Raw genomic sequence first — 17,687 nt, forward strand, 5'->3', positions numbered from 1 at the left:
GCGCTGGGTCAGGCTGGGGTCCGACGGTGATCGGCGACACGACTGTTTCGATGCGACCACGTCCGAATGATCAGGTGAGCGCACATCGGCAGAAGAGTGAGTTGTCCGCGGTGAATCGGCTGCATGACCAGGATCAGCTTGGGGTCGGTGCCGCGACCAGCGATGGTGCGGGTAGGGCGGCGGGTGTCGAGGCAAGACCGATTCTTGCGGGAGGTCGATGGGATGGGATGCCGCGCCGCCCTGGTAGGGGAGGCACTACCGTCTTGCTGGCGCTCGTTCGGAAAGGGGCAGCGTTGGGGCGGTCTCGACGGTCGCCGACTTTTGGTTATGAGGTGCTTGGGTCGGTCCGGTCGAACCTGGACGTTGGCGGCCCCAACTGCGGTCATCGTGCCGGTCAGATCCGGCGCGGCCGTGGTGCGACCCTGTCGGCCTGGACGAAGCCGCCGGCCACCTGAGGTCCCTTGCGGACGGGGCGGGTTCGGCGACCCGACATGACGTGAGGTTCGCGGTCCAGGGCTGAGCATTGAGCGCTGACCGCGTGGAGGGTGGCCGGCAAGCGGGGATTTCTCGCGCCGGGCGCGACGGCGAGGTAGCGACGCAGAATCTCAGCACGACGCTCGGGTGGGACTTCCTCCAGATGACCGGAATTTCGCGATCTTGACGACAGAGAGCAGCCTTGCCGCCCGCGGCTTGGACGTTCCGTACCCAGTCCGCGTCCGGCACGAGCATCGACACGAGGAACTCGGCACCTCGGTGCTCCGTGACCGCGACCGAGGTGACGCTCCCGCTGCGGCGCCCTACCACCTTGAGAACGGCGGCATGGCGCGGTGACAGCAACCGGGACCTATACACCAGGACGTCGAGACGGTTCACGAGCCGCGTAAATGCGCCCGCCTCGATACATCGAGCGCTTGAGCGCCGCGACCTCGCGTATGACGGCGCGGCCGATGTTCCGAGGCCCCATACGCCTGGCGGTCATCCCGCCCTTCTCCACAACAGCACGACTGCTGCCAGACCGGGGACGGAAGGAAGGACCTGAAGCCAGCCCAGCAGCGGCGCAAGACCGACTTCACCGGAGGTGTCCTTGGTAGTCGCAGCCGCGATCGCGGCGCAGGCCGCAATCGCGAATATGCCGGTGGCCAACCAGGGGGCCCAGCCTTTGCCGGTGCGGACCGTCCAGACGGTGCCGAGCCAGCCGAGGACTCCCAGCACCCCTACCGCGGAGAGGATCACCGTGTACGCAGTGACGGCGGCGTTGATCTCCCCCGGCTCGTAAGCCGGGTAACCCTCCCGGACGTGGTCTGCCAAGACAGTCGTAGTGGCCTGGTCAACGAACGGGAAGAGGGCAGCGATCACCGTGAGCCCAAGGCCGACGTACATCATGGCGACGGCTGCCTGGTTGCCCGGTTTCCTTGCCAGCTTTGTCATGGCATGAGTCCTTCCATGTGAGACGGGTTGGCAACGGACGTGGAGGTATCAGGGCGCTGTCAGTCCCCGCGAGTGCCCGGAACAGCCGGGCCGAGATTGTTCGCCTGCCACACGTCGCCTTAGAGACAGTCACTATCAGTTGCAAAATGACTCTAGATCGCCTCTTAGAGATAGTCAATGCCATCTGAGAGTCACTAGCTGGAGCGCGTGACCTCCTGATACCCTCATTGTATGACCGGGCTTCGTGAGCGCTGGCGGCTCAAAGCCATGCGCGCCATCCAGGAACGCGCTCTCGATCTGTTCGACGAGCGAGGGTTCGGCGCCGTCACGATCGAGGAGATCGCAGCTGCGGCCGAGGTCTCGCCGTCATCGGTGTACCGCTACTTCGGCACCAAGGAAGGTCTCCTCGTCGCTGACGAGTTCGACAACATGAGCCGAGAGATGCTCGAAGACCTCCTGGATCCCGGGGATCCGGTCGGCAGCCTGCTTCGGGCTGTCCGCGCGTACGAATCCGCACCGGAACCAGCACTTCGCTCCGAGGACGTGGAACGAGACTCGCGGGCCGCGAGAAGCCCGTGGCGCAGGGTTCGTTACTTCTTCACCGAACCATCGGTGCGTATGGCTGCCTGCGCTGCGCTCGACCGGGCAGGCCAACGGATCGCTCCGCTGATCGCGGCGACGGGAGAGCTGAGCGAAACGCAGGCGCGCGTGACCGCCAACGCCCTCGTTTTCGGCTACTTCGCCGCACTCGAGCAGTGGTACCTCGACGGGGGCGACCGTCCTATCGCCGACTACGTCGAGGAAGGCATGCGACCGTTACGCAGGATCTGGTCGCCGTCCGACCGCGCACATCTCGCATGACAACTGCACGCACTGCGGTGTAAGTCGACCGCGACGCTCAGAGCGCCACGATCGCTGCCGTCTCCGCCGGCAGCTCGATGCCGTCCCGCATCACCGTGACCCCCTCCCCCGTCGCGAGCAGCACCCGCCGCACCACCCCGGGCAGGGTGATCCGCTGCGCCTTGCCGGCCAGGTTCGCCGCCACCAGGCACTCGCCCCGGCGCATCAGCAGGAAGTGGTCGCCGTGGCGTACCTCGACCCGGTCCAGCCGCGGGTCGGACAGGTCGGGCCGGCTCTTGCGCAGCGCGATCAGCCGGCGGTGGAACTCGTACATCTCCCGGTGCTCGGGCTTGTCCAGCTCGGCCCAGTCCAGCCGGGAGCGCAGGAAGGTCTGTGGGTCCTGCGGGTCGGGGACGCCCCCGGCGGGCCAGCCGTGCGCGGCGAACTCCCGCTTGCGCCCGGTGGCGACGGCGGTGGCCAGTTCGGGCTCGGGGTGGCTGGTGAAGTACTGCCAGGGGGCGCTGGCCGCCCACTCCTCCCCCATGAACAGCATCGGTGTGAACGGCGCGGTCATCAGCAGCACCGCGCCGACCCGCAGCAGCGCCGGGGAGAGGCTGGCGGAGATCCGGTCGCCGGTGGCCAGGTTGCCGATCTGGTCGTGGTTCTGCAGGTAGGCCACGAAGCGGTGCCCCGAGGTCCGCTGCCGGTCCACCGGCCGCCCGTGGCTGCGGTTGCGGAAGCTGGACCAGGTGCCGGCGTGGAAGAACGCGCCGGTCAGCACGTCGGTCAGGCACTCCAGCGAGCCGAAGTCGCCGTAGTAGCCCTGCCGCTCCCCGGTGAGCAGGGTGTGCAGGGCATGGTGGGCGTCGTCGTTCCACTGGGCGTGCAGGCCGAAGCCGCCGGCCTCCCGTGGGGTGATCAGCTTCGGGTCGTTGAGGTCGGACTCGGCGATCAGCGACAGCGGCCGGCCCAGGTGGGTGGAGAGCGCCTCCACCTCGGTGGCCACCTGCTCCAGGAGGTGGGTGGCCCGGGAGTCGGGCATGGCGTGCACGGCGTCCAGCCGCAGCCCGTCGACGTGGTAGTCGCGCAGCCACATCAGCACGCTGTCGACGATGTAGCGACGCACCCCGTCGGAGTGTGGGCCGTCGAGGTTGACGGTGCGGCCCCAGGTGTTGCTCTGCTCGGTGAGGTACGGCGCGAACATCGGCGCGTAGGCCCCGGAGGGCCCGAAATGGTGGTAGACGACGTCGAGGATCACCCCCAGACCTTTGGCGTGGGCGGCGTCGACCAGCCGTTTCAACCCGTCCGGGCCGCCGTAGGGCTGGTGCGGGGCGTACCAGCAGACCCCGTCGTAGCCCCAGTTGTGCTCGCCGTTGAAGGCGTTCACCGGCAACAGTTCGATCATGTCGATGCCGAGGTCGACCAGGTGGTCCAGCCGACCGATCGCCGCGTCGAAGGTGCCCTCGGGGGTGAACGTGCCGACGTGCAGCTCGTAGAGGACGCTGCCGGGCAGTTGCCGGCCCGTCCAGCCCTGGTCGGTCCAGTCGAAGGCGCGGTGGTCGTAGCGCCGGCTCGGCCCGTGCACCCCCTCGGGCTGCCAGGCCGAGCGGGGGTCGGGCAGGGCGCGCTCGTCGTCGTCGAGCAGGAACGCGTAGTCGGTGCCCGGCCCGGCATCGGAAACCTCGATGCGCCACCAGCCGTCCGGGCCGGAGCGCATCTCGTGGTCGGCGACGCCGGGCAGGCGCAACCGCACCCGGGCGGCCTCGGGCGCCCACACCGCGAACTCGGTCATGCGGCAGCCTCCACTGCGTCGGTGGGAGCCAGCAGGGCGATGGGACAGGTGCTCAACAGATCGTCAAGGAGCAGCTCAGACCCACTGTAGACCCGACCGGTGAACACGTCCGTAACACTGTTGCCGGAAATCGAAAGAGTGGTCACCCGCCAGCCACCCGAACGGGCCAGGCCCAGCGGCAGCCGGGTGGCCACCGCGACCGCGCCGGCCCCGGTCGAAGGCGACCGCGTGCGCGCTGGCACCGGCCGGTAGGTGGTGAACAGCTCCGCCGCCGGCCTGCGCTGAGCCGCGTACCGGTGGGCGGGCGACCTCGTGCGGGGTCGCCCGCCCGACGGCGGCCTCGGTCCGGCGGGGTCACCGGGATGGGCCGAGACACCAATCGTGCGGTCACGATCTTGCGTCCGGGCTGGTCGCGGCCGGTGTCCATCGGACAGACTCGCGTGGACCTATCGGGACGAGGTCCGAGGAGACGCGGGTGCGGGTGCTTCTGGTGGAGGACGATCTGCGAGTCGCGTCCGCGTTGGCGGCGGCGCTGCGCCGCCGGGGCCACACGATCATCTCGGCCACCACCGCGTCGGAGGCGGCCGCGGCGGAGCCGGTCGATCTCGTCCTGCTCGATCTCAACCTGCCCGACCGGGACGGCCTGGAGTTGTGCCGGCAGATCCGCCGCCACAACGAGGACGTCGCCATCATCGCGGTGACCGCCCGGTCCGAGGAGCGGGACCGGGTAGCGGGGCTACGGGCGGGTGCCGACGACTACGTCGTGAAGCCGTTCTCGATGGCGGAACTGCAGGCCCGGATCGAGGCGGTGATGCGCAGGACGGCCCGCGCCACCCCAGCTGGGGCGACGCTGGAGGTCGGCGACCTGCGGGTCGACCTCAACGCCCGGCGGGTCTGGCTCTCCGACCGGGAGGTGAGCCTGACCCGCAAGGAGTTCGCGCTGCTGATGGCATTGGCCCGGCAGGCGGGAACGGTCGTGTCCCGGGACCGGCTGCTGATGGACATCTGGCAGACCACCTGGAACGCCGGGCACACTCTCGACGTCCACGTCGCGGCCCTGCGGGGCAAGCTCGACGACGCCGGCCTGGTGGAGACCGTACGCGGGGTGGGCTACCGGCTACGGCCGGGGTAGCCCGGCGCGGGCTTCCCGACCCGATCCTCAGATCATCCTCAAGAAATCCCGCACCGTCGACCGTGGACGGCGTGGCTGGCATCTGCTGTCCGCACTGTGCCATCCCACCTGTTCTGGAGTTTCCATGAGAAACAAACGGACGACGGCGACCCTTTCCGTCCTCCTCGCCGCCAGCCTCGCGGCGGTCATCACGCCCGCGCCCGCACAGGCCGAGCCGGCGGCTGTCGCCACGCAGACCGAGCCGAACCAGGTAAACGGCCTCACGGTCGCGCAGAGTGACGGCTACGCCACCCTCGCGTGGACGCCGGTCGACGGCGCCACCGACTACCAGATCGAGCGCACGCCGGTCGCCGCCGACGACTCGGCAACCGGCCCATCCGTGATCACCGGCGTCTGGCGCCCGAACCGCCAGATCAACAACTCCTCGCCGACCTTCGCCGACGCGGGGTTCAACCCGGGCGACCGGTTCCAGTGGCGGGTGCGTGCCCGCTTCGGGACCACCGCGCAGCCGTACTCGGCACCGGTGTCCGGCGCCACTTCGGCACCGTGGGGCGACCCGAACGTGCCGGGCGAGAACCTGCGGACCCAGTGGGAGACCACGCTGGGCGCCCAGTACACGAGCGACGTCAACGAGTACGCCTACACCTCGGCGATCGACGAGCTGAGCGACCGCGTCCGGGTGACGGAGATCGGCCGGACCGTGCTCGACCGCCCGATCAACATGTTCGTCATCGGCTACCCCACCCCGCCGGCCACCCCGGAGGCGGTGGCGGCGACCTCACCGTTGATGGTCAACTGCAACGTGCACGGCAACGAGCCCGGCGACCGGGAAGGTTGCCTGATCATGGCGCGGCAGCTGGCCTTCAGCAACGACGCCCGGACGCTCGACCTGCTGTCGCACACCACCGTGCTCATCGTCCCCACCATCAACGGCGACGGCCGGGCGGCGAACACCCGGGGCAACTCCACCGGACAGGACCTGAACCGCGACTACTCGCTGATCCGCCAGCCGGAGACGTTCGCGCTGGTCAACATGCTGCGGGAATACCGACCGGTGGCCGGCTACGACGGGCACGAGTTCGGCAACTCCAGCGCCGGCGACCTGCCGATGCTGCCGCCACGGCACCAGAACGTGGCCCAGTCGATCTTCGACGAGTCGCAGCACATGATCGAGGGCCACATGTACACCCAGGGCGCCAGGGACGGCTGGTGGCCGTGCCCGTACGGGTGTAACGGCGGCGGGAGCGTGGGCCTGAGCGAGGAGACGATCCTGCGCAACACGCTGGGGCTCAAGAACGTCATCAACTCGCTGCTGGAGCTGCGCAGCTCCGGTGGCACCACCAGGCCGGACGAGGGCAACACGGCGAACAACCGGCGGCGCAAGGCGTACTCCGCGCTGTGGACCTTCAACCAGTTCCTCGACTACCACCGGGCGAACCTCAAGGAGATCACCTCGGCACGGGCCGACGCGATCACCTTCCAGGTCTCGAACACCGGCCGGATCGTCTTCCGCGGGTCCCGCCCGATCGAGGCACACCCGGCGCCACACCCGGGTGAGGCCCCGCCGCCGCTCGACGCGCCGCAGCCCGACCGGATCCTCAACGACGTGCCGTGCGCGTACAAGCTCACCGAGGAGCAGTACAACGGAGCCCGCACCGACGGCCCGGCCGGCCAGCGCACGACGGTGGCCCAGCGCCTCGCCGGGCACGGCTGGAAGGTGGTCAAGGTCGCCGACGGGTACGTGGTCCCGCTGGCCCAGCCGGAGCGGGGGCTGATCCCGCTGCTGCTCGACGGGCAGGGGGTCGAGAAGCTGGTGGACGGCGAGCGGGTGTACGCGACCGTCACCGGCAAGCACAGCGGTCAGCTGACGGTCTCCGGGGTGACCTGCCTGCGGGACGCCACGGTGACCGGCCCGGTCCGGGTCCGAGCGGGCGGGACGCTGATCGCGACCGGCTCGTCGATCACCGGCCCGGTGGACGCCAGCGGTGCGGCCGGGGTCTTCCTGACCGACAGCGCGGTGGAGGGCCCGGTCCGGATCGCGCAGACCAGCGGTCCGGTCGTGGTCGTCGACGCCACGGTCACCGGCCCGGTCGCGGTGTCGGACAACCGCGGCGAGGCGCCCCTGCTGGCGGCCAACACGGTGACGGGCCCGCTGCAGTGCAGCGGCAACACGGTGGCACCGGTCGACCTCGGGCTGGGCAACTCGGCCCAGGGTCCGAAGAGCGGCCAGTGCGCGAGCCTGTGACCCGTTGATCGTCGTACCGGCAGGGCCGGCCTGCCGGGCCTGCCGGTACGACCCGACCGCACGATCCACCCGGACCTGGAGAACGCCGTGGACCAGCCCATCCTCCCGCCACCTCGATCCCTGCACCGGTTCCGGCGGCCGGCCAGCCGTCGTCAACCCCGGCGACGGCTGGCGGCGCTCGCCGCGGTCGCCGTGTCCCTGGTGCTCACCGGCGCGGGCTGCTCCGGCGCCGAGCCGCCCGCCCCGGCCGGCGGAGCCGCCGCACCGGCGGCACCCGTCGTGCGCGGGCCCCTGTGTGACCTGCTGCCCTCGGGCAGCGATCCGGGCAACCCGGCGTCCCTGGCCGGTCAGCCGGCCGAGGCGGCCCTGCAGTGGCTTCCCGTGCTCACCACCTTCGAGGCGGCGGTACGGGCGTCCGGGCTGGCCGCCGACCTGCACGGCGGGTCGGGGCTGACCATCCTGGCTCCGACCGACGACGCCTTCGCGGCCAAGTTCTCCGAGGAGAACCTGGACCAACTGTTCCTCACCGACAAGGACAAACTCCGCGGACTGCTCCGCGAGCACCTGGTCGCCGGGTCGCTGTCGCTGTCCGACATGGTGGCCGCCGGCAAAGTCACCACGCTCGCCGGCACCAAGGTGGCGGTCACCGGGGGCGGGGGGACGGCCCGCGTGGCCGACCAGGCCGACACCGTGTGTGCCGACTACCGGGTCGCCAACGCGCGGATCCACATCATCAACCGGGTGCTCGGCACCCTGCCCACCACCGCCGCCGAGGGCGGCCACCGCGCCCACTGATGGCACGAACTGAGTCTTGACCCAGGAAGCCGCAGATCATACGGTTTCGATCCACCTCACTTGATCTTCCGCCAAGCGAAGAGAGGCATCCCGATGCGCCTGTCGAAGCGTCCGCCCGGGCCGGTCCCCACGAGAAGAACGGCCAGCGCCGCCGCGTTGCTCCTGCTGGCCGGCATCACGCCGTTGCTCGGTGGCGCCCCGGCCGGGGCCACCGCCCCCACGCCCACCTGCAGCAGTGACGCCGCCGCCCGGCTGTCCTCCGTGCCCAGCCCGGAGTCCGCGCTGGGCTTTCCGCTCGGCACGGGCCAGGAGCGGGTCGTCACCAACGACGAGGTCCGTAACTACCTGAAGGCTGTCGACGCCGCCTCCGACCGCGTCGTCACCGGCGTCATGGCGACGAGCGTGCTGGGCCAGCCACTGCCGTACGCCATCGTCTCGAACGAGCGGCACGTCCAGCAGGGGGCCCTGCAGCAGATCGCCAGGGACATCCGCGATCTGCGGGATCCGCGCGGGATCACGGCGAAGAAGGTCGCCGAGACCGCGACCGACCGCCCGGCCATCGTCTGGGTGACCGCGAACGTGCACGGCGGGGAGAAGAGCGGCACGGACGCCGCCCTCAAGACCCTGTACGAGCTGGCCTCCGGGCTGTCCTGCGCGGTCGCGGAGCGGAACGACAACCTGGTCACCGTCATCGTGCCGACGCAGAACCCGGACGGCCGCGACGCCAGCCGCCGGCAGAACGAGTACGGCTTCGACATGAACCGGGACTGGTTCGCGCGGACCCAGCAGGAGACCGACGGCAAGATCGAACTCCTGCGGCAGTACCCGCCGCAGGTCTTCATCGACGCGCACGAGATGGGCGGCCGGCAGTACTTCTTCCCGCCCAACGCCGACCCGATCCACCACGAGATCTCCAGCGAGAACGTCGACTGGATCAACCGGATCGGCGAGGCCAACAAGGCCGGCTTCGGCTTCAACGGCGCCTGCGGCGGGGCCGTCACCACCGAGTGCTACTTCAACTACTCGACGTACGACATGTTCTTCATGGGGTACGGCGACACGGTCCCGGCCGCCGGTTTCGGCGCCGCCGGCATGACCTTCGAGAAGGGCAGCGCGTCGGCGGTGGCCGACCGGGTCCAGCAGCAGTTCCACACCCAGTGGTCCACCCTCGGCTGGGCCGCGGCGAACAAGCACGAGGTGCTGAGCGGCTACTTCAAGATCTGGACGGACGCGCTCGCCGAGGGCAAGGCCGGCACGCTGGAGCCGAACGAGGTGGTCCAGCCGACCAACACCGTCCAGTTCCCGGTGCCGGACGTCAAGATCCGCTCGTACTTCCTGCTCCCCGACCGCCAGCTCGCCGACGTGCGCCAGCTGGTCGAGCGGCTGCGCCGGATGGACGTCGAGGTGTACGAGGTGACCAAGCCGACGAAGGTGCCCACGGCCCGGATCTTCGGCGGGCGTACCGCGACCGACGTGACGGTGCCGGTGGGCGCCTACTGGATCCCGATGGACCAGCCGCAGAAGCACTGGATCCAGGCGATCATGGGCGAGGACCCGTACGTCCCGTTCCCCTACTTCTACGACGTGTCGTCCTGGAGCAACCCGCTGCTGATGGGTGTGGACACCATCTACACCGGCGACGAGGTCCGGCCCCAGGCTCAGCTGGTCCGGCGGATCTCCGGCGGCAAGACCTCGGCGGCCGGGGCGAACGGCTCGTACGCGTACCCGCTGGACTCGGCGGCGGCGGCCGAACTCACCTTCCGGCTGCTCGGCCAGGGCGTGCCGCTCGTCCGTGACCTCGACACCAGCGTGGTCGGCCTCCCCGCCAAGAACCTGACCTCGGAAATCGACGAGCTTGCCAGGTCCCTCGGGGTGACCCTGAGCCCGCAGGCCGCGGCGGCCAGCGGAACGGCGGTGGACCTGCCCGATGTCGGGCTGTTCCAGGGCACCGGCATCTCCACCACCTCCGGCTCGCACGGTGAGGCCCGGTACGTGCTCGGCAAGCGGTGGGGCCTCGACCTGAAGCCGGTGACCACCGCCGACATCAACGACAACACCCCGGCGTTCACCGGGCGGACCGTGCTGCTCGTGCCGGACGGCAGCAGCGCGACCGGCGGGCTCACCGCCGCCGGGCAGGCCAACCTGCGGAACTGGATCGCCCAGGGCCGCACCTACATCGGGCTGCGCAACGAGGGCACCCGGATGGCCCGGGCCGCCGGCCTCACCTCCACCACCGAGAAGACGAAGCCAGCGGACTACCGGATGATCGGCTCGCACCTGCGGGTCGCCGTCGACAGCACCAGCCCGGTCGCACTGGGCCGCCCGGCGGAGGACTTCGAGTTCAACAACAGCGACTCGATCCTGAACCCGAGCACCACCGGCACCAACGTCCTCAGCTACCCGTCCGATGACACCTTCTGGGCGAACGGCTACACGATGCGCAGCGACGCGCTGCAGGGCACGGTCGCGCTGGTGGACGAGCCCACCGGCGCCGGCCGGGCGGTGCTGTTCGCGTTCAACCCGCTCTTCCGGGCGTACAACGAGAACGGGCTGCACCTGGTGGCCAACGCCCTGCTCTACCCGTCGGGTGCGGGCGCGAACCGCGCCGCCCTGAGCCGCACGACCGGCGTCGACCCCGCCCGCGCGGCAGCGGCGGCCGAGCCGGTGGCGGAGGACCTGGGCGGCGAGTGGCGGCCGATCACCGTCGAGGTGGCGGCCGGTGACCGCGACCGCACCGAAGCGGTCGTCGCCCGGTACACCGACACCGCCCGGATCTCCGTGGCGGAAGGGTCTGCCTACCTGGTGATCCCGAATCCGGACGGCCTGCAGGCCGACGAGCACCCGTTCCTGGGTGACCTGGTACGCGCCCTCCGGGACGCGCAGATCCCGCTCCGCTCCCTGGTGGGCTGACGCACCGGCCCGTGCACCAACACGAAGGCCGCCGACCCCGCGGGGTCGGCGGCCTTCGTCGTCAGACCGGGCTCAGCGCTCCGCGACGGGGGTGTAGTCCCGCTCGGCGTAGCCGGTGTAGATCTGCCGCGGGCGGCCGATCTTGGTCTCCGGGTCGTTGATCATCTCGCGCCACTGGGCGATCCAGCCGGGCAGCCGACCCAGGGCGAACAGCACCGTGAACATCTTGGTCGGGAAGCCCATGGCCTTGTAGATCAGACCGGTGTAGAAGTCCACGTTCGGGTAGAGCCGGCGGGAGACGAAGAAGTCGTCAGCGAGCGCGATCTCCTCCAGCTGCATCGCGATGTCCAGCAGCGGGTCCGGCTTGGCCATCCGGCCCAGCACGTCCTGGGCGGCCTTCTTCACGATGGCGGCACGCGGGTCGTAGTTCTTGTAGACCCGGTGGCCGAAGCCCATCAGCTTCACGCCGTCCTGCTTGTCCTTCACCTTCCGCACGAAGGAGCGGACGTCCCCGCCGTCGGCCTTGATCTGCTCCAGCATCTCCAGCACAGCCTGGTTGGCGCCGCCGTGCAGCGGGCCGAACAGGGCGTTCACCCCGGTCGAGACCGAGGCGAAGAGGTTGGCGTTGCTGGAGCCGACCAGCCGGACCGTGGAGGTGGAGCAGTTCTGCTCGTGGTCGGCGTGCAGCACGAAGAGCATGTCCAGCACCCGGGCCACCACCGGGTCGCCCTCGTACGGCTCCGCCGGCACGCCGAAGGTCATCCGCAGGAAGTTGTCCACGTAGCCCAGGGAGTTGTCCGGGTACAGCAGCGGCTGGCCGATCGACTTCTTGTAGGCGTACGAGGCGATGGTGGGGACCTTCGCCATCAGCCGGACCGTGGACATCTCCACGTGCTCAGAGTCGAACGGGTCCAGGCTGTCCTGGTAGAAGGTCGAGATGGCGCTGACGGCCGAGGAGAGCACGGCCATCGGGTGCGCGTCGCGCGGGAAGCCGTCGAAGAACCGACGCATCTCCTCGTGCAGCAGCGAGTGCCGCCGGATCCGCTCGCTGAACTCGGTGAGCTGCTGCTGGGTGGGCAGCTCGCCGTAGATCAGCAGATAGGAGACCTCCAGGAAGGAGGACTTCTCGGCCAGCTGCTCGATCGGGTAGCCGCGGTACCGCAGAATGCCGGCGTCACCGTCGATGTAGGTGATCGCGGACGAACAGGACGCGGTGTTGACGAAGCCGGGATCGTAGGTGGTCATCCCGGTTTCCTTCAGCAGCTTGCTCACGCCGATGCCCGAGGGGCCTTCGACCGCGGCCTGCACCGGCATCGAAAGCTGCCCACCGGGGTGATCGAGCTTGACTTCCGTCATGTGGTTCCTCGCTTCGCCGGCGAATCTACGTTGAATTGCCTTCGCTTTTACCGTAATCAGGGTCCCCGGGGTACCGCCCGCCGTGGTTCGGTGGTGAGGTATGCGTCACCCGATTCCCGGCCCGACGGCTGGGAAACCCTGGTGGGCGGGGGCGACCCCGACGATGACGGACGTCGGGGGACGAAGGTTCTACGACAGCGTCAGCCGGCGCAGGGCGCCGTCGGAGCCGACCCGGTAGAGGTCGAGCCGGTTGGCCCCGGCGCGGAACAGGTGGTCGTCGGCGAGGAGGGCGGCGACGCGGCGGCCCCCCTTGTCCCGCGGCACCACCGGCACGACCGCGCCGACGCGGCCGTTGACCGCCACCGCCAGCAGCGTGCCGTCGGGCACGTCCCGGGGCACGGTCCCCCAGACCAGCGCCGGCAGCTCGCCGCCGGCCGGGTCGACGCGGTCGAAAGCCGCCCGGTTCGCCACCGTGCCCGTCCCGCCGGTCGGCCGGTCGCCGACGACGGTGCCGACCACCGGATGCGGCGCCGGATCCGGCGGGCGGGTCGGCACCCCGCCGCGCAGGGTCAGCGGCTGGCCCGGCCGGTCGTAGAAGTGCTTCTCCGCGCCCTCACGCGGGGCCTGCCGGGCGGAACGCCCGTCGACCGTCCAGGGAATCCGCACGTGCACGGCGTCAGCGATGGTGGGCAGCAGGTCGACGTGCTCCCAGTTGCGGTCGTCGACCCGGCCGGCCCGCTGCCCGGGAGTCCGGACGAACATCGGCACCCAGGCCACCTCGCCGGCCGCGTGGTCGATCGCGTCCAGCCCCCGGCCCTGCCAGTCCCGGGTGAAGCTCACCCCGTGGTCGGCGGTGAGCAGGATCAGCGCCTTGTCCCACAGACCGGTGGCGCGCAGGGTGCGCAGCGTCTCGCCGACCAGCCGGTCGGTGTAGCGCAGCTGGGCCAGGTGCCGGGCCCGGGCCAGCTCGACCCAGCCGGCGCCGTCGTTGGGCAGGTCGTCGGGGGCGGCGTAGCGCGCCCCGGAGGGCAGGTACACCCAGGGCGCGTGCGGCATCAGCAGGTGCAGGAAGTGCAGGGTGGGCCGGGCCGACGGGCGCAGGCCGGCCAGGAAGCTGGTGAACCGGGCCGGTTGGCTGTCGTTCAGCCTGTCGAAGCGGAACCCCGGGTCGGCCGGGACCGGCTCGGCGGCGTCGAGGCCGGCCTCGGTGCGGGTCCGCTCCCGGTACGACTCCTCCGGGTCGACCCGGCTGTCCACCGGCGCGGTGACCTGCTTCAGCAGCGTGCCGCTCTCCCGGACCAGCACGCCCAACCCCTGCTCCGGGCTGCTCGGCTGGTCGCAGCGGCTCGGCGGGCAGAGCCGGGTGATGCTCTCCTCGGCCCGGATGTCGTACAGCCCACCGAGGGCGGTGAAGAGGTTGTCCGGGTACTGCGAGTAGTGCGGGGCGAGGGGCTCGGCGGGGTAGCGGCCGGTGAGCATCGCCGGCAGCGCGTACGGCGTCCAGCCGCTCACCCCGGTGGCGTTGCGGTACCAGGTCGACCCGGCGGCCAGCTCCGCGAAGTGTGGGTAGGCGGCCGCGTCGATCTTCCCGTCCGGGCCGAGCAGCGAGACCAGCGGCAGCTCGTCGAGGACGATCATGACCACCGGCGGGTGCTCCCCCGGCCCGGGGACGCCCGCCGCGCCGCCGTACGCCCGCGGCAGCACCACCGCCGAGGAGGGTGAGGCGAGGAGGAAGAGCGCGACGAAGACCGGCGGCCCGATCGCGGCGACCCGCAGCACCCGGCCCGGCCCCCGCCACCGCGCGTGCGCCGCCGCCCCGGCGACGCCGAGCACCACGGCGGTGACCAGCAGCGGTACGCCCCGCAGCGGCGTGCCGTACCGGCCCACCTGCACGGCGAGGGCGGCCAGCAGCAGCACGACGAGCCCGGTGTGCGCCGCCCGCCGGACCCGCCCGCCGGCCAGCCCGGTGGCCAGCCCGAGCAGCGTGACGGCGAGCGTGGGCAGCACCGCGATCAGCGCCACCAGCAGCAGCACGTCGCGCGGGGCGGCGCGGTGGAACAGGAAGAAGTCGGGGCTGCGCCCGAGCACGTCGAGCAGGGGCTGGGTGACCACCAGTCCGAGCAGGGCGGCCACCTCCAGCAGCCGGCCCCGCTCGGCGCGCCACCGCGCGCCGGCGGCCGGGGACGGCGTGGACGCCGGCGGCGGACCGGGGTCGCGCCGGCCGGTCGCCGGCGCGAGGACCGGGTCAGCCACCCACCACCGCCTGATAGAGCGTGCGGGTGCCGCAGGGCAGCTCCCGGTGCCGCTCGATTCGGCAGCGCGCCGCCAGCTGCCGCGCGAACTCCTCGCGCCGGTAGTCGGGGAAGAGCCCGTCCGGCTTGTTGGCCAGCAGCCGGCGCGCCATGGGGTCCTCGGGATCGACGAACTCCACCACCAGCCGGCCGCCGGGCCGGGCGTACGCGACCAGCTGGTCGAGCAGCTCTGGCAGCGGCACGTTACGGCCGATGACCAGGTGGTGCGCCACGGCCAGGGCGAGCACCACGTCGGCCCGGGCCCGGTGGGCGAAGCTGGCCCGCTCGACGCCCCGCCAGCCGCCCCCGGGCGAGGGATCGGCCAGGTCCATCACCAGCGGTAGGATCCGGCGTTCGCCCTCGGCGCTCAGGGTCCGGTAGAGGGTGTCGACCACGTCCGGGTCCTGCTCGACGGCGACCACCTGTGCGGCGTGGCGGGCGGCGATCCGGGCGTACCGGCCGTCGTTGGCGCCGAGGTCGAGCACCAGCCGGGGGTGGCCGCCGGCGCGCACCGCCGCCTCGACGAACCGCTCCTTCTCCTCCCGGTCCCGCATCGTGTAGCCACAGGTGCGCTGGTAGTCGACCCAGTGGCTGCCCGCCGCGCGCCGGTCCAGCCGGCGGACCAGCCGGTCGATGCCGCGTACGGTGGCCAGGGCCAGATCCCGGGAGTAGCCGGCGGCCCGGAGCTCGGCCCGAACCTCGGTGGTGCTGGCGCGGGCGTTGCGGCCCTGCATGGCCCCGTGCAGGTGCACGTGGGTCGGCACGCCGGGCAGCAGCCGGCGGGCGCCGCGGAACAGCCGGCGCATCTGGTCCGGCTCGATGCCGTCGACCCGGGCCCGCAGCCAGGGCTGGAAGTCCAGGCCGAGGTGGGCCTGGAGCAGCAGCGGATAGAGCAGGGTCTGGCAGAACTGCCGGTAGCCGGCCCACGGCTCGCCCCCGGCGAGCGGCGCGAAGGAGCCCACGTCGATGAAGACCGGGCTGGCGCCGCGCCACTGGAGGTTGTAGGCCGACCCGTCCTTGGTGGTGAAGCCGGCGGACAGCGCCCGGCGCAGGATCTCCAGGTGCAGCAGCGCCGCGTCGCGCAGCATCGCGAACGACCACTCGTACGGGTGGGAGACGAACGGGATGGGCTCGTGCCGCAGCACCGCCGTCCAGCCGGGCAGCCGGGCCGGGTCGACCGGCTCGGTGCCGCAGACCTTGCCCTCGGCGAGCAGTTCGGCGAAGAAGGCGCTGCCGGACAGCGCCTGCCAGTCGCGGGCCCCCTCGGGGCCGAGCCCCCGCAGCACCTCCTCGCCGGCGTGGAAGACCCGGTTGGCCGGGTCGCGGAAGGAGCCGGGCTCGACCCGGATCCGGGTGTCGGGGACCGTCATCGGTGGCGCCGGCCCGGCTCAGCCGCGGTCGGTGGACTGGCGGCGGAACCGGCCGACCAGCCGGCGCCAGTAGAGCTTCGCGGCGACGGCCGCCCCCGCGATCCCGCCGACCACCGCCTGCACAATCAGGCTGCCGGACCCCGCGTCCAGGTAGGCCAGGTGCATCACCGACCGCTCCCTTCCCTCGCCGTCGTGTGGGCCGGCGCTCCGGGTACGCCGGTATAGGGCTTTTCCACCCTTAAGGCCGGACTTGCTCCTTCGTCACGGTACGCCGCCGGAGGCGGTCGTGCGGGCCACACCGGATCACTGCGGCCCCTGTCCGTTCCGTTCAAGACCGCGGCCGGCGGCCCGGCCTAGCGTCTCGGCCATGACACTTCGCATGGATCTCGTCGGGATGGTGGTCGCCGACATGGCCCGCACGCTCGACTTCTACCGGCGGCTGGGGCTGGCCGTCCCGGCCGCCGCCGACGCCGAGCAGCACGTGGAGGTCACCCTGCCCGGGGGCGTCCGGCTGGCCTGGGACGCGGTGGAGATGGTCCGCACCTTCCACCCGGGGTGGACGCCGCCGACCGGCGGCCCTCGGGTCAACCTCGCCTTCCGCTGCGCCGACCCGGCCGAGGTGGACCGGTACTGGGCCGAGCTGACCGGGGCCGGCTTCCACGGGGAGCTGCCGCCCTGGAACGCCTTCTGGGGCCAGCGGTACGCGGTGCTGCACGACCCGGACGGCACCGGCGTCGACCTGTACGCCCCGCTGGGCGGCTGACCGCCCCCGCCGACAGGTCAGCGCCTCAGCAGGGCCGCCGGGGGCACACCGGCCAGCTCGCGCACGTCACGGGTGAGGTGCGCCTGGTCGGCGTACCCGCTGCGGGCGGCCACCTCGGCCAGTCCGAGACCGGTCCGGGCGAGCGCGAGGGCCCGGCGCATCCGCAGGATGCGGGCGAGGGTCTTCGGGCCGTACCCGAAGAGGTCCTGGCTGCGCCGGTGCAGGGCGCGCGGGCCGAGGCCGACCTCGGCGGCGGTCGCGGCGACGGTGGCACCGGCGGCGAGCAGGGCGGCGACCCGCGCGCCGAGCGGGTCGGGACCACCAGCGGCGGCCAGCCGGGCGGCGACGACCGCCTCCAGCGCGGCGCCGGTCGGCCGGTCCCCCAGCCGCTCGGCGACCTCGGCCGCCAAGCGCCCCCAGAGCGCGTCGAGCGGCACCCGGCGGTCCCGCAGCTCGTCGGCGGGGACACCGAAGACCGCCGGGCCGGTACCCGGCGGCAGCCGCAGCCCCAGCCACCGCTCTCCCGGCGCCGAGGCGCTCCGGTACGCGGTGCGGTCCGGACCGGCCACCACCAGCCCGGACCGGCTGGACCAGAGCAGGTCGAGGCAGCCGTCCGGCAGCACCCGGCCGGCCCCGCCCGCGCTCACGCTGGCCCACAGCACCGCCCCGCGCAGGGCGGCCCGACGTTCCCGGTACATCCCACCCAGCCTGCCACGCCGGGCCTGCCGGCAAGGCCTGGCCACACCGCCTAGATCGCCCTTGTGA

Annotated in this window: 13 protein-coding genes; 6 read left to right on the forward strand and 7 right to left on the reverse strand. The window is 71.8% G+C overall.

The genetic code is table 11. From position 1 onward, the window contains the following. Positions 1 to 975 precede the first annotated feature (975 nt). On the reverse strand, positions 976 to 1,428 hold the full coding sequence (locus ABZ807_RS19755) for a hypothetical protein (RefSeq protein WP_357159674.1): 453 nt from the start codon (positions 1,426 to 1,428) through the stop codon (positions 976 to 978). Positions 1,429 to 1,659: 231 nt separating this feature from the next. Between ABZ807_RS19755 and ABZ807_RS19760 the strand changes: the two genes are divergently transcribed. Then, complete coding sequence (locus ABZ807_RS19760) at positions 1,660 to 2,289, forward strand: TetR family transcriptional regulator (RefSeq protein WP_357159677.1); 630 nt, start codon at positions 1,660 to 1,662, stop codon at positions 2,287 to 2,289. Positions 2,290 to 2,326: 37 nt separating this feature from the next. Here the strand turns inward: ABZ807_RS19760 and treZ are convergent, their stop codons facing one another. Then, complete coding sequence (treZ, locus tag ABZ807_RS19765) at positions 2,327 to 4,060, reverse strand: malto-oligosyltrehalose trehalohydrolase (protein ID WP_357159680.1); 1,734 nt, start codon at positions 4,058 to 4,060, stop codon at positions 2,327 to 2,329. Positions 4,061 to 4,535: 475 nt separating this feature from the next. Between treZ and ABZ807_RS19770 the strand changes: the two genes are divergently transcribed. The 4 genes from ABZ807_RS19770 (at position 4,536) to ABZ807_RS19785 (ending at position 11,142) form a co-directional block, all read left to right on the forward strand. Further along, positions 4,536 to 5,192 (forward strand): response regulator transcription factor, encoded by a 657-nt coding sequence (locus tag ABZ807_RS19770; protein ID WP_357159683.1) that lies wholly within the window; start codon positions 4,536 to 4,538, stop codon positions 5,190 to 5,192. A 124-nt stretch (positions 5,193 to 5,316) separates the two neighbouring features. Continuing rightward, complete coding sequence (locus ABZ807_RS19775; RefSeq protein WP_357159686.1) at positions 5,317 to 7,437, forward strand: M14 family zinc carboxypeptidase; 2,121 nt, start codon at positions 5,317 to 5,319, stop codon at positions 7,435 to 7,437. A gap of 87 nt (positions 7,438 to 7,524) precedes the next feature. After that, positions 7,525 to 8,232, forward strand: a complete 708-nt coding sequence (locus ABZ807_RS19780) for a fasciclin domain-containing protein (RefSeq protein WP_357159689.1) — start codon at positions 7,525 to 7,527, stop codon at positions 8,230 to 8,232. A 93-nt stretch (positions 8,233 to 8,325) separates the two neighbouring features. Beyond that, the gene (locus tag ABZ807_RS19785) at positions 8,326 to 11,142 is read left to right on the forward strand and encodes a M14 family zinc carboxypeptidase (RefSeq protein ID WP_357159692.1); all 2,817 of its coding nucleotides are present in this window, start codon (positions 8,326 to 8,328) and stop codon (positions 11,140 to 11,142) included. A gap of 72 nt (positions 11,143 to 11,214) precedes the next feature. On the opposite strand, the gene ABZ807_RS19790 is transcribed toward ABZ807_RS19785, so the two are convergent. The 4 genes from ABZ807_RS19790 to ABZ807_RS19805 form a co-directional block, all read right to left on the reverse strand. Continuing rightward, positions 11,215 to 12,498: a citrate synthase gene (locus tag ABZ807_RS19790; RefSeq protein ID WP_357159695.1), complete on the reverse strand. Its 1,284-nt coding sequence runs from the start codon at positions 12,496 to 12,498 to the stop codon at positions 11,215 to 11,217. Positions 12,499 to 12,687: 189 nt separating this feature from the next. Further along, positions 12,688 to 14,751: a sulfatase-like hydrolase/transferase gene (locus ABZ807_RS19795; protein ID WP_357159698.1), complete on the reverse strand. Its 2,064-nt coding sequence runs from the start codon at positions 14,749 to 14,751 to the stop codon at positions 12,688 to 12,690. Next, positions 14,744 to 16,159, reverse strand: a complete 1,416-nt coding sequence (locus ABZ807_RS19800) for a class I SAM-dependent methyltransferase (protein ID WP_357159701.1) — start codon at positions 16,157 to 16,159, stop codon at positions 14,744 to 14,746. The genes ABZ807_RS19795 and ABZ807_RS19800 overlap by 8 nt, the downstream gene beginning before the upstream one ends. A gap of 18 nt (positions 16,160 to 16,177) precedes the next feature. Then, positions 16,178 to 16,327 (reverse strand): hypothetical protein, encoded by a 150-nt coding sequence (locus ABZ807_RS19805; protein ID WP_357159704.1) that lies wholly within the window; start codon positions 16,325 to 16,327, stop codon positions 16,178 to 16,180. Positions 16,328 to 16,526: 199 nt separating this feature from the next. On the opposite strand from ABZ807_RS19805, the gene ABZ807_RS19810 reads away from it, so the two are divergent. Continuing rightward, positions 16,527 to 16,922 (forward strand): VOC family protein, encoded by a 396-nt coding sequence (locus tag ABZ807_RS19810; protein ID WP_357159707.1) that lies wholly within the window; start codon positions 16,527 to 16,529, stop codon positions 16,920 to 16,922. Between the two features lie 17 nt (positions 16,923 to 16,939). Here ABZ807_RS19810 and ABZ807_RS19815 read toward each other — a convergent pair whose 3' ends face one another. Beyond that, positions 16,940 to 17,620: a helix-turn-helix domain-containing protein gene (locus ABZ807_RS19815; RefSeq protein WP_357159710.1), complete on the reverse strand. Its 681-nt coding sequence runs from the start codon at positions 17,618 to 17,620 to the stop codon at positions 16,940 to 16,942. Between the last annotated feature and the right edge of the window lie 67 nt (positions 17,621 to 17,687).

It is taken from the genome of Micromonospora sp. NPDC047548, from assembly GCF_040642975.1.
GTDB lineage: Bacteria > Actinomycetota > Actinomycetes > Mycobacteriales > Micromonosporaceae > Micromonospora.

Bases quoted from the DNA above. Each gene is read 5' to 3' on its own strand.
- ABZ807_RS19755 (WP_357159674.1), bottom strand. From the start codon at position 1,428: ATGACAAAGCTGGCAAGGAAACCGGGCAACCAGGCAGCCGTCGCCATG.
- ABZ807_RS19760 (WP_357159677.1), top strand. From the start codon at position 1,660: ATGACCGGGCTTCGTGAGCGCTGGCGGCTCAAAGCCATGCGCGCCATC.
- treZ (WP_357159680.1), bottom strand. From the start codon at position 4,060: ATGACCGAGTTCGCGGTGTGGGCGCCCGAGGCCGCCCGGGTGCGGTTG.
- ABZ807_RS19775 (WP_357159686.1), top strand. From the start codon at position 5,317: ATGAGAAACAAACGGACGACGGCGACCCTTTCCGTCCTCCTCGCCGCC.
- ABZ807_RS19785 (WP_357159692.1), top strand. From the start codon at position 8,326: ATGCGCCTGTCGAAGCGTCCGCCCGGGCCGGTCCCCACGAGAAGAACG.
- ABZ807_RS19790 (WP_357159695.1), bottom strand. From the start codon at position 12,498: ATGACGGAAGTCAAGCTCGATCACCCCGGTGGGCAGCTTTCGATGCCG.
- ABZ807_RS19800 (WP_357159701.1), bottom strand. From the start codon at position 16,159: ATGACGGTCCCCGACACCCGGATCCGGGTCGAGCCCGGCTCCTTCCGC.
- ABZ807_RS19810 (WP_357159707.1), top strand. From the start codon at position 16,527: ATGACACTTCGCATGGATCTCGTCGGGATGGTGGTCGCCGACATGGCC.
- ABZ807_RS19815 (WP_357159710.1), bottom strand. From the start codon at position 17,620: ATGTACCGGGAACGTCGGGCCGCCCTGCGCGGGGCGGTGCTGTGGGCC.